Origin of the sequence: Coprococcus sp. OM04-5BH, assembly GCF_003482105.1 — a bacterium.
GTDB lineage: Bacteria > Bacillota > Clostridia > Lachnospirales > Lachnospiraceae > Coprococcus.
In genome coordinates this window covers 357,390-369,485 of sequence record NZ_QULM01000002.1, presented here as the reverse complement: position 1 = coordinate 369,485, position 12,096 = coordinate 357,390, and the positions used below count along the sequence as shown (strand labels likewise).

8 protein-coding genes are annotated in these 12,096 nt (G+C 39.7%); 5 read left to right on the top strand and 3 right to left on the bottom strand.

What is annotated here, in order from left to right; genetic code table 11:
* Positions 1-257: 257 nt before the first annotated feature.
* Positions 258-1,085: an ATP-binding protein gene (locus tag DXB54_RS07195; protein ID WP_118694715.1), complete on the bottom strand. Its 828-nt coding sequence runs from the start codon at positions 1,083-1,085 to the stop codon at positions 258-260.
* Between the two features lie 299 nt (positions 1,086-1,384).
* Here DXB54_RS07195 and DXB54_RS07190 point away from each other — a divergent pair, with 299 nt between their 5' ends.
* From DXB54_RS07190 to DXB54_RS07175, 4 genes are all read left to right on the top strand, one after another.
* Positions 1,385-2,050 (top strand): Crp/Fnr family transcriptional regulator, encoded by a 666-nt coding sequence (locus DXB54_RS07190; RefSeq protein ID WP_118694714.1) that lies wholly within the window; start codon positions 1,385-1,387, stop codon positions 2,048-2,050.
* A gap of 135 nt (positions 2,051-2,185) precedes the next feature.
* A complete protein-coding gene (locus tag DXB54_RS07185; protein ID WP_118694713.1) occupies positions 2,186-4,939 on the top strand; it encodes a hypothetical protein in 2,754 nt (917 codons plus the stop codon).
* A 78-nt stretch (positions 4,940-5,017) separates the two neighbouring features.
* Positions 5,018-6,784: a hypothetical protein gene (locus DXB54_RS07180; RefSeq protein WP_243104772.1), complete on the top strand. Its 1,767-nt coding sequence runs from the start codon at positions 5,018-5,020 to the stop codon at positions 6,782-6,784.
* 22 nt (positions 6,785-6,806) lie between these two features.
* Positions 6,807-7,850 (top strand): glycosyltransferase family 2 protein, encoded by a 1,044-nt coding sequence (locus DXB54_RS07175; protein ID WP_021937898.1) that lies wholly within the window; start codon positions 6,807-6,809, stop codon positions 7,848-7,850.
* Between the two features lie 100 nt (positions 7,851-7,950).
* On the opposite strand, the gene DXB54_RS07170 is transcribed toward DXB54_RS07175, so the two are convergent.
* Positions 7,951-8,502, bottom strand: coding sequence for a phosphatase PAP2 family protein (locus tag DXB54_RS07170; protein ID WP_330426367.1), 552 nt, complete (start codon positions 8,500-8,502; stop codon positions 7,951-7,953).
* Between the two features lie 113 nt (positions 8,503-8,615).
* Entirely contained in the window at positions 8,616-10,541 is a 1,926-nt protein-coding gene (locus DXB54_RS07165; protein WP_118694711.1) for an ABC-F family ATP-binding cassette domain-containing protein, read from the bottom strand.
* 448 nt (positions 10,542-10,989) lie between these two features.
* Here DXB54_RS07165 and DXB54_RS07160 point away from each other — a divergent pair, with 448 nt between their 5' ends.
* On the top strand, positions 10,990-12,090 hold the full coding sequence (locus DXB54_RS07160) for an FAD:protein FMN transferase (protein WP_158578204.1): 1,101 nt from the start codon (positions 10,990-10,992) through the stop codon (positions 12,088-12,090).
* Positions 12,091-12,096: the final 6 nt, after the last annotated feature.

The window sequence follows — 12,096 nt, the reverse complement described above, 5'->3', positions numbered from 1 at the left end:
TGATTGCTTTGAAGTATTGGAAACTTGCATTTCCTGTTTGTATGAAATTCTGAAAGAACATTTTATTGTATATATTTTGTGAAAAAGAAAAGAACCTGAGCACGAAGTGTTTAGGTTCTTTTCTTTTTATGACAACGAGTCAAGTGCAATATGATTTCTTTTTTGCATTTGAGAGCTATAGGGAAAAACGTATTGATAAAAACCGCCTCCAACCCTTTATTCACAAGGGCTGAAGACGGTTTAATCCTGTGAGCTGTTTATTCATCGATAATATGCCCGTCAAGGGATATGGTAACTACATTCCATGGAATCATTTTTTCGCTTTTTCTCAGAGCTTCCATGGCTGCATGGGCGAGACCGCCACAGCAAGGAACTTCCATTCTGACAACAGTGATACTCTTGATATCATTGTATCTAAGGATTTCACTCAATTTATCACTGTAATCAGTGCTGTCAAGCTTAGGACATCCGATCAATGTAATCTTGTCCTTTATGAATTTGTCATGAAAGCCTGCATAGGCATATGCAGTACAATCAGCCGCAATAAGCAGTTTAGCATTTTTGAAATAAGGTGCATTTACCGGTGCAAGCTTGATCTGTACAGGCCAGTTCTCAAGTCGTGATTGGATCGCACAAGGCATGGCTTGATTACCTGTAATGCCGTCATTTTCGGAAACTGAGTCATTGATATTTCTGTTCCTCAGACTTCTCATCATGGATCCCGGACAACCTGAGTGTACATGCACCGCAGCATGACCACTATTGTCAATATTATTATTGCTGCTGTTATTGTTACCACCATTATTATTGTTGTTATTATTGCCGGCATTATTATTTGCCTGCTGATTTCTCTTCTTATTTTCCATGACGGCAGCTTCGTTATAAGGGACAGCTTCCCTTTCTACAAATGTAATAGCTCCGGTAGGACATGTTGGAAGACAGTCGCCGAGGCCGTCACAGTAATCGTCCCGCATGAGTTTTGCTTTACCGTCAACAAGACCGATCGCACCTTCATGGCAGGCATTAACACATATGCCGCAGCCGTTACATTTATCTTCATCAATATTAATTACTCTACGAATCATAAAAATCTCCTTTGATAGTTTGTTCTATTGTGTCTGCAAAAAGAATATAATATATTTCAAAACGCAAATATGTGGTTAGAACCACAAAATATAAAATTTATCTCTAACATAATTTTGAAAAAACAATTATGATAGAATAAACTATGAGAAAAACAAGTTAAAGTCAGAAAAACAAGTTAAAGTCAGAAAAACAAGTTACAGGAATAAAAATAAGTTTACATAAGTTTTAAGAAGCGGAAAAATTATTTGACAAAAATTACGAAAAAAGTATTTAAAATAAAAAAATGAGGTTTACATAAATGTATAACAAAATAAAAAATTATCCTATATTTAAAAATATAAATGAAAATGACTGGAATGAAATCACAGAAGTGTTGAATATAAATACGAAGAAGTACAGGAAGGATGAAGTGATATTTTATTCCGGTGAGAAGATACATGAATTTGGCATTGTGATGTCTGGGGCAGTAATGATCGTAAATCATGATTTTTACGGAAACAGAAATGTAATGGGATATGTGGAGTCTGGACAGTTATTTGCAGAGAGCTATGCAATGATAAGAACTGAGCCGTTATTGGTCGAGGCAGTGGCTGCAAAGGATTCGGAGATAATGTTTGTTGACATGGATGGGCTGGAGCACGCAGATAAAGAAGAGCGTGTAGGGAGCTGGAGGCAGGTAATGTTACAGAATTTACTCAGGATGACAGCCATGAAGAACCTGAATCTTTCAAGGAGAAACTTTTATACTTCAGCAAAGACCATAAGAGAAAGAGTTGTAATGTATTTGTCAGCAGAGGCAGTAAGACAGGGAAGCAATACATTCGAAATCCCGTTTGACAGACAAGCCATGGCAGACTACCTGGGAGTGGAGAGAAGTGCGTTGTCAAAGGAGCTTGGCAGGATGAAAAAAGAGGGGATTATCGGGTGCAGGAAAAACTGGTTTGAGATAAAGAAAGAGTTATAGAAATACAAAAAATATTACATTTATGTTGAGAAAATGTTAAATTCATGGTATAATATTCCCCGGTTTGTTTTTTAAACCACCACATATAGTATTTATCAGAGAAAAAAACAGTTAAAAAACAATGTGAGGAAAAAGATGAGATTATCAAATATAAAAAAAGCAGGAATATGTATAGTATCCCTTGCAGCACTGCAGACTGGGATAGTAGCATTTGCAGAGGCTGATCAGGTGGCAACACCGGATGATACCACACGTAGAGCTGAGACAGAGTTTAGTATCGACAGAGAAAATCATGTAATATCAAATGCGAATGACGGCACCTTCGTTCTTGAATATGCAGAGGATGAGGATTATTTCGTTGGATATGCCGAGGACAAGGCGAATGAGGTTGCCTATGTACTTGTCACATATGAAGACGAATATTATCTGGTAATTGCAGATTATGACAAGTATTTAAGTGATTATTCAGGAAAGTATGATGACAGCTTCTTCGTAGATATAAAGGATAAGGGCAACAGTGTCAGTACATATTCAGCAGATGGCAAGAACAAGAAAGAGCTTCAGCCTGATGTGGCAGATTATGACGAAGACAATTCGATAGTAAACGTAGAGATAAAGGACGAGGATAAAGAGCTTGGAAATACATTTATATACACAGGTACTTACTCAGTTTCTCCCGACGGATGGTTTTGTGGTCTCTACTATGTAGATCAGGATTTCGCAGACGGAATTGTTGACGTGGACGGGGTGAAGTACTTCTTCAAGGATGGTAAGGTAGTGCCTAAGGAGCTTGTGGAGTTCGAGGGCAACAAATATTATACCGACGCATTTGGCAAGATCGTTAAGGCAACCTGGGTTACAGTTGATAAGGTTGAGATGTATTTTGACGGAACCGGTAAGAACATAAGGAATTACTACGGATATGATTACTCAGAAACATCAAGACGAGGCACTTGTGAGATGTTGTCCAAGGGAAAGTGGAGCAATGTAACTGAAGGTGCATATCTGGTAGGTGACTCCTATTATTATTTCAGAAACGGAAAGCATTATACAGGAACCACATGGGTGAAGTACAACAACTCCTATCATCTGTATATCAATCAGGGTAAGTGTATACACAAGCTTACAAATTATGAGAATACATACCAGTACTGGAAGTTAAAGGGAAGCCAGTGGATTATTGCTGAGAATGAATATGCCGCTCCTCTTTATGGTATGTCATTTTACTTTGGTGCAAATGGTCTTGCAACCGTAAGACTTATAGACAGCACAAATTCAAATGAGAAATACAGAAACACTATACAGGAATATAAGAATAAGTCTTGGACACTGGTACAGAATAAGATGTATCAGTTCAACAGCTATTACTATTTTCTGGATGAATACGGTAAATTCGCGACTAACATATGGAAGACCTCAAACAATGTAAGAAGATACTTTGACGCAAAAGGTTCAAATTCAAGAATATATTATGAAGAAGATTATGATGATGAGGACAAAGCCGGAACTCTTGAGATTTTTACAAATGGTGCATACACTACGGTACAGAAGGGTGCATATATAATATCCGGAGACTATATGTACTTCGAGGAAGGTAAGAGGGTTACCGGAGATAAGTTTGTGCTCTACGGCTCTAATTACTATATAAATGTTACCAAGGGGCTTATAACAGAGAAGGTTGCCTTTGCTGGAAATAAGTACACACTGTATAGTTGTGTGAACAATAAGTTTGTATCCAAGTCAGGTGCCTGGTTTAAGACTTCAACAGGAATAAAGATGTATTTCTGTGCAAATGGATATGCTTCAAGATGTTATCTTGCACGTAATTTCTACAATGTGGATTATACAGGTACTGTATGGGACTATGATATCAGCAGTGATAAGTGGACCAAGCTTACAGGCAGGATTGCATCAGTGGACAATGGTTATGTATGGCTGAATTCAGCAGGTTCTCAGGTTGATGTAATGGGTTGGAAGGACTATGCTGACAAGAGTGTCCTCTATGTAAATGACAAGGGGCTTGTAACAGAATATGTAAGCTATAATCCAACAACCAAGACTACAACATACAAGACAGGAGAGAAGCTTGCCCTTGCACCTAGAGGAGTAAGAGCAGCCAAGATTAATGGCGATGTTGTATATTATTATCCATATGAAAATGGTGTCTGCTATGTGGGTGAGGCAACAGTAGGCGGATTTGCATATGTCTTTAATGAGTACGGATATGCCACAGAGAGAAAGGCTGTGGCAGGACTTTCATGGGATAATGACGTGTGGATGTCAAGAGTATTTAAGAAGTATCTGGGAACAAATTCCCTGTATTGTAATACATTTACCAATCTGGCACTTGCATTGATCGGCGGCGACAATGTAGCTTCAGAGAGGGATGTGAGATTTAAGGACCAGTCCTCAGGCGGAATATTAGCAACAGGTTCACCGATGATAAGAGCCTGGAGGTGGGGCACTGTGTACGGAAAGCTTACATATGCCAGCAACGGAGCATGGGTTGAGAACCAGAATATAGTTCTCAATAAGAATATCGTGGATTTCAATTACAATGATCTTGAACCGGGAGATCTTATAATATATGAGCAGGGTGGCGATACTACCCATATTTCACTCTATATTGGCAAGTTCTCCACTGTAGATTCCCTGAAGACTTACCTTAAGAACATGGGAGTTTCAGACACCGTCATTGCAAATAACGTAAAAACCTGGGGGGGCTATTACGAGGGAAATGATTCAGCATACTGGTGTATAGAAGGTGGAATGGGTTCAAATAATTCAGTTTACATTTGCAATAACTGTTACCTTACACCTGGCAGCGGAAATTCGTATGCTACTAAAATTGTTAAACTTAACCATGCAATAAAGGTAGACAACAATTAATATATTTAATATCTAATATAATGAAAGACTCCCTGACGGACGATCAGGGGGTTTCTTCGCATATTATGGGGTGATTATTTGGAAGGATTAATAAGCAGCAAGAATTTAACGGAATTGAACAATATAAGGATTGCCATTGAACAGAGTATAGATACCAAACTCACAAATGCAGGTATTTATTTTCATACCATATCAAGAGTTAAGACGGATGAGTCTATAATCCATAAGCTTGCCACGGGAAAGTACAGTAATTATGACAATGGCAGAAAGATACAGGATATAATCGGTATAAGAATAAATCTTTTTTATTCGGAGGATATAAGGATATGTGAGCAGATTCTTGAGGATACCTTCAAGAATGATAACTGGTCAAAGTCTGAATGGGAAGAGAACAAGTTTGAGGCCCAGAAGTGTAATGGTGTGTTCAGGATACCAAGCCGATATCTGAGGAATATAACCAATGACTTATGGGAGTATCCATTTGACCAGACCTTTGAGGTACAGCTAAGGACGGTACTTTTCGAGGGCTGGCATGAGATTGAGCACGAGATGAGATACAAATACAAGATTGATGACCCGGAACATCCAAACAATCTGTGGGATGGGCAGGAGAAGCTTGCCAGGGTAATGAACAGCATCATTGCCAATCTGGAGCTGTGCGACTGGTCCATAATGCAGATATTTGACAATATTGCAAGAACTCAGTTTCAGGCAGGAAATTGGGAATATGCCATAAGAAGCAAATACAGGTTAAGGATCACACAGGATGATCTTAAACCGGAGATCAGAACATATTTCAATGAAAATCCTGACAAGGTAAGTGAATTTTTTGCAGTGTCAAAGGTTCAGCTTGTGTATATTCTTTTGAATAAGAAATATCACAAGAAGCTTACACCGGACAGGGTAATATATCTCATAAACAAGGAGATAGTCCACGATGAGTATATTTCAGGGCTGCTGGATAAGGAGCAGTTTGTAAGAGTAAGCAATAAGGATATACGTTCAGAGGTTCATCCGTTAGTTTCGGATTATGTATATAACCAGAGTATCTACATAGATGGAAATGGTTTTGAGAGAGCATGCGAGATAATATATGACTGGGTATACCAGCATATGAATCCTGTGTTCAAGCAAATGCCGAAGGAAATGTGTGATGTCCATTATGAGACCATAGGATACAAGGTTGACATAACTAAAAAAGACAAAGAGCTTTATATGGATATGCAACATATAAGCTGTGACGAACCCGGAGTTATCTGGCATTCAAGAGCGACCATACATGAGGATAATGTGGGACTTATGCTCCATGGTGAGAATATATGTGAGACCATGAATTCAAGGGAGAGACGATATAACAGACCAAAGTTCATGAGAGATATATATAATCAGGTTGGATATATTGACTGCGGAAGAACCCTTGGTGAGAATGTCAAGGCAAGGATGGTAAGTTATCCGGAGCTCTATGACCTGGTTGAAGATAAGACCAGAAAGCTTCCAATCATAGTTCTCGTAAAGCCGGATATTATACCTGAATGGGCATTGGATTTTGATGGATATATCATTGAAGCTGATATACTAAAGCGAACTCTTTCGGGAATAGGGCATGTTCTCACCTGTGATGAGGATTGTAAGACCAGGCTTGGTGAATATTTTGGTGCTGACAAAGTAGAGGGGGCTGTGTTATATTGGACAAAGAACAGCAACAGTCCTAAGATATACTCTATGGATGATATTAACAAGAGTTACTTCGAAGAGACAAGTCACAGTGTTGAGGATGACATAGAATACGAGAAAGCTTTCAGATATAGACTTAGAGAGGCTGTTTCTGAAGAATTTGTAAGATGATAGAAAGGTTTACATAACTGTTATGAAAAATAAAATATTATCGGTGGCGGTTCCCTGTTACAATTCACAGGATTACATGAGAAAATGTATAGACAGTATACTTGTTGGGGGAGAAGAAGTTGAGATCATCATTGTAAATGACGGATCAACGGACGACACTGCGAAGATTGCCGAGGAATATAAAAGAATGTATCCATCAATAGTAAAGGTGGTCCACAAGGAAAACGGTGGTCACGGTGATGCGGTTAATTATGGAATCGCAAATGCCACAGGCTTTTATTTCAAGGTGGTTGATAGTGATGACTGGTTGAGTAGCGAGCCTTTGAAGAAAGTATTAAGCGTACTTAGAGAATTTGCCTGGGCGGCTGAGAATGAGGAGCGGGAGCCGGAGCTTGATGTTCTGATTTCAAATTATGTATATGACAAGGTAGGCAGAAAGAAGAAGCGTGTAATGCGTTATACGGGAGCCCTTGAGGAGGATAAACTTCTTACCTGGGATTCAGCCAGGATAAAGTTCAGACAGTATCAATATGTGCTCATGCACTCAGTTATCTATAGGACAAAGATACTTAAGGACATAAAGCTTTCACTTCCTAAGCATACCTTCTATGTGGACAACATATTTGTATTTGTACCGATGATGTATGTAAATACACTTATGTATGTGAATGTGGATCTGTACAGATATTTCATAGGAAGAGCTGACCAGTCTGTAAATGAACAGACTATGGTAAAGCGTATTGATCAGCAGATATATATTAACAAGGAGCTTATCAACTACTTCACCAAGAAGAAGAATCTGAATAAGCAGTTGTATACTTTTCTGTTACAGTACCTTGAGATGATGATGTGCGTAAGCTCTATTATATGCATCGTGGGAGGTACGGAGGAATGCCTTGAGAAGAAGAAGAAGTTGTGGGCATACCTGAAATATAAGGATAAAAAATTATACAGAGAGGTTCGTCATGCACTTCTTGGTGTGGTTATGAACCTTCCTGGAAAAGCGGGACGATACCTGTCAAAAACAGGATACCATATAGTACAAAGACTCTTTGGATTTAATTGATCCAAAGAGTCTTTGTCTGTCAAGCTAACCGGGAAAATGCAATATGCTTGTATATACTGATAGCTTATCTGTATTATCATAAACATTGATTTTATTTTGCTTATTGCGTTTCTTTTGTGGCAGTTCTGTGCCTGTATATAAGTACATAGAACACAAAATAGAATACCACTGACATTATGACAGCTGACGCTACATCAATGACTGAGTGCTGCTTAAGAAACATGGTTGACATAATTATTAAAACAGTAAGTACAACCGAAGATATCTTAAGTATTTTATGGCTCTTCATGCCGTTACTTTTAAGTATGGCGATCATACAGCCAATACTGTTATAGGCGTGTATGCTTGGAAGGACATTAGTACATGTGTCTGTCTTCTGCAGGAAGTCCACAATTCTTGAAAAGACATTATCGTTAAGTACGATAGACTGTCTTAATGTAAGACCATTTGGATATATGGTGCAAATGATCAGAAACAGTGTCATTCCGCTTATAAGGAAGCCGCAGCTATAATAAAACTCACTCTTTGAGTAGAAGAAGAGATATATAAGTGTGGCGGCTACATATACAAACCATAGCATGTATGGGACTATAAATACATCTATAAAAGGTATTTTGTCATCTAAAGGGCAGTGTATAACATGAAAATCCATTGTTACGGTTTTCTCAAGGTATAAAAACCATGGAAAATATATAAATATATAAATAAGTACCCATGCGTGGCTGTATTTTTTAAAAAATGCTTTCATACTGCTATAAGCCTTTCTTATTCCGACATTTCTTCCCATTTTTCATAGGCTTCATCAAGCTCTGACTGCAGGGCGTTGCGTTTCGAAGTCAGTTCATTTAACAGTGACGAATTTGTTGCATTTTCGGGAAGTGAAAACTGCTCGTCGATCTCGGCAATATTATTTTCAAGCTTTTCAATCTTGTCCTCAAGTTTTTTTAGCTCATTTGCTTTCTTTCTGAGGGCTGCCTGCCTTGCCTTGTTCTCCTGCCAGGTAAGCTTAGCCTCTGAATCTGAGGTGTTCTTCTCTGACACGGTATGACCGGATACGGAGGAGAAGCCTGACGGGGTGCCGGTATCATAATTCCGGTGGCTTTCATAGTAATCATAATTGCCGATGTAATTGTGAAGATTTTTATCCTTAAGCTCTATGATCCTTGAGGCAGTCTGGTTAATGAAGTATCTGTCGTGAGATACATAGAGGACGGTGCCGGTGTAATTCTTAATGGCATTCTCCAGGATCTCCTTTGATACAATATCCAAATGGTTGGTAGGCTCATCAAGGATAAGGAAATTCGCCTCGGAGAGCATGAGCTTCGCAAGACTTACACGACCACGCTCACCACCACTGAGATCACCGATCCTTTTGAATACATCATCCCCGGTAAACAGGAAGGCTGCCAGGACATTTCTTATCCTTGTGTTGGTAAGCTCAGGATACGCGTCGCTTATTTCATCAAATATTGTATTGGACATATTGAGTACCTGGTGCTCCTGATCGTAGTAGCCAATCTGGACTCTTGAGCCCAGAACGATGGTTCCTGCGTCTTTTGCCAGGAGACGGTTTATCATCTTAAGTATAGTGGTCTTGCCGGTTCCGTTTCCACCGATCAGTGCCACGTGCTCCCCACGCTTGATGTCCATGTCAAGGTCAGTGAAGAGGGTATTGTCTGCAAATGATTTGGAAAGACCTCTTATGGTCAGAACGTCATCACCGCTGAGTACTGATGGCTCAAGGACGATATGCATTTCGCTGTTGACTTCTGTAGGCTTCTCCAGACGATCTATCTTATCAAGGGCTTTTTCGCGGCTCTCGGCACGCTTGATGGATTTCTCACGATTAAACTGTTTAAGCTTTGTGATAACCTCTTCCTGATGTTTGATCTCGGCCTGCTGGTTAAGGTAGGCCTTCATCATATTTGCCCTTATCTCAAAACGCTTCTCTGCGTAGTAGCTGTAATTTCCGTTATATACATGGGACTCGCCATTGTCCAGTTCCACAACCTTAGTCACTATCTTGTCAAGGAAATAACGGTCATGGGACACGATTATAACGCTTCCCTGATAAGCTGCCAGAAATCCTTCAAGCCAGGAGATTGACTCCATGTCCAGATGGTTGGTAGGCTCGTCGAGAATAATAATGTCGGGCTTAAGTAACAGGAGACGACCAAGGGCAAGACGGGTTTTCTGACCTCCAGACAGGGTATTTGCATGTCTGTCGAAGTCCTCCCTGGCAAAACCAAGTCCCTTAAGGACGCCTGTAAGCTCGCTTTCGTAGGCGTAGCCGTTTTTATATTCAAATTCATGGGTATATCTGTTATAGGTCTCAAGAATATTTGCAAGCTCATCACCTTCAAGATCCTTCATGGCAAGCTCCAGTTCCCTGATCTTTTCCGACAGTTGGATAATAGGCTTCATAACATCCAGCATAACATTGTATACTGTGTCGTTAAAATTCATGTCCTGATGCTGTGAAAGATAGCCTATAGTCCTGTCCTTGGAGATTATCACCTGGCCGGAGTCCGCAGGCTCCTCGCCTATGATGATCTTTATAAGGGTTGTTTTTCCTGCACCATTTATTCCCACAATGGCCATTTTTTCTTTGTCTTCAAGATGAAAACTTATATTTTTTAGTATGTCATCTACACCGAATGATTTGCAGATGTTTTGACAATCAAGTATCATTTTATTCACCATTTGTTGATTATTTTCTGCCTGTTAATTATATCTATTACGTTGACTTTAAGCAAGTGATATTATAAGATTACTGGTGCTAAATCTATAAAGATTTTATTAATTTTTCTTATAAATCAGACGGTTGGTAAAATGCAGGTTATAAACACCGGTTATTTGCCGAAGAAAGTGCCATGGATTGCATGAATTGAATATATATAGTGGTGCTTATGAGGTGTAAAGTGTTTAAGATATATGATGGTTTTGGTGAAGTGTAAAGTGTTTAAGATATATGATGGTTCTGGTGAAGTGTAAAGTGTTTAAGATATATGATGGTTCTGGTGAAGTGTAAAGTGTTTAAGGTATATGGTGGTTTTGATGAAGTGTAATACGTTGAATAAATATATGTACTGATACTGACGAAACGACGATGGGGTGATGTTGGCAGGAGATGTATGATATGAAGAGAAGTGAATTGAAAATTTTTATAATATGTACAATTCTCGTGATGCTCGGTGTGGCATTGGCGTGGACTGCCGGAAGAAAGGGCGGAAACACCGAAAGCATAAGAACAGAAGGAACAGCTATGGGCACGGCCATATCGGTGGTTACCTACGGTGGCAGCAGTTCCGTGCATGATGAGATATATAGGAAGCTTGATGAGTTGGAGAAGCAGTACCTTTCATTCCGCGTGAAAGGCTCTGCCATATATGACGTAAACAATAATTATGTTCCGGGGCAGGCTTATGAACTGGATGAGAAGCTTGCCGGATACATTGAGCTGGCTCTAAGGATCGGTGATGACAGCAATGGCACATTTGACATTACCATCAGACCCCTTGCAGATGTATGGGGCATAGAGGATGGCAGCACAGAAGTACCTGCAGACGCAGATATAGCTGAGGCACTCAAGAATGTGGGATACAGTCATGTGACGGTAAGCACAGAAAAAGGTCAAAATGGCAACAGCTATGGAGTTACAATAGACAGAACCGGGATGATGCTTGACCTTGGAGCCCTGGGTAAGGGTATAGCCTGTGATGAACTGTATGAAATTATCAGTGGTTCATCAGTGACCGGCGCCTGTGTATCTGTAGGCGGAAGTATACTTGTGTATGGAAAGAAGCCTGGAAATGGTTCGGAGGATACAGAGTTCAAGGTCGGAATTAAAAATCCAAGGGTTGATGACGATGATACGGAAAATATGTGTGGGATCCTGAGCATTGACTCCACAGAAAAACCGGTATATGTATCAACATCCGGAGATTATGAGAAATATTTCATAAAGGACGGCAGGAGATATCATCATATACTAAATCCTAAGACCGGTTATCCGGCGGACACAGGGATCATATCCGCTACTGTTGTGTGTGATAGTGGGGCGGTCAGTGACGCCCTGTCTACAGTGTGCATACTCATGGGGAGAGAAGATGCCATGAAGGTTCTGAAGAAATATAACGCCGAGGCTATTATGATAGATGAAGATAAACAAGTCTACATAACTGATGGACTTGTTGACAAATTTACAATAAAAGACAATAACTATAAGGTAGTGGAGTGATTGTGC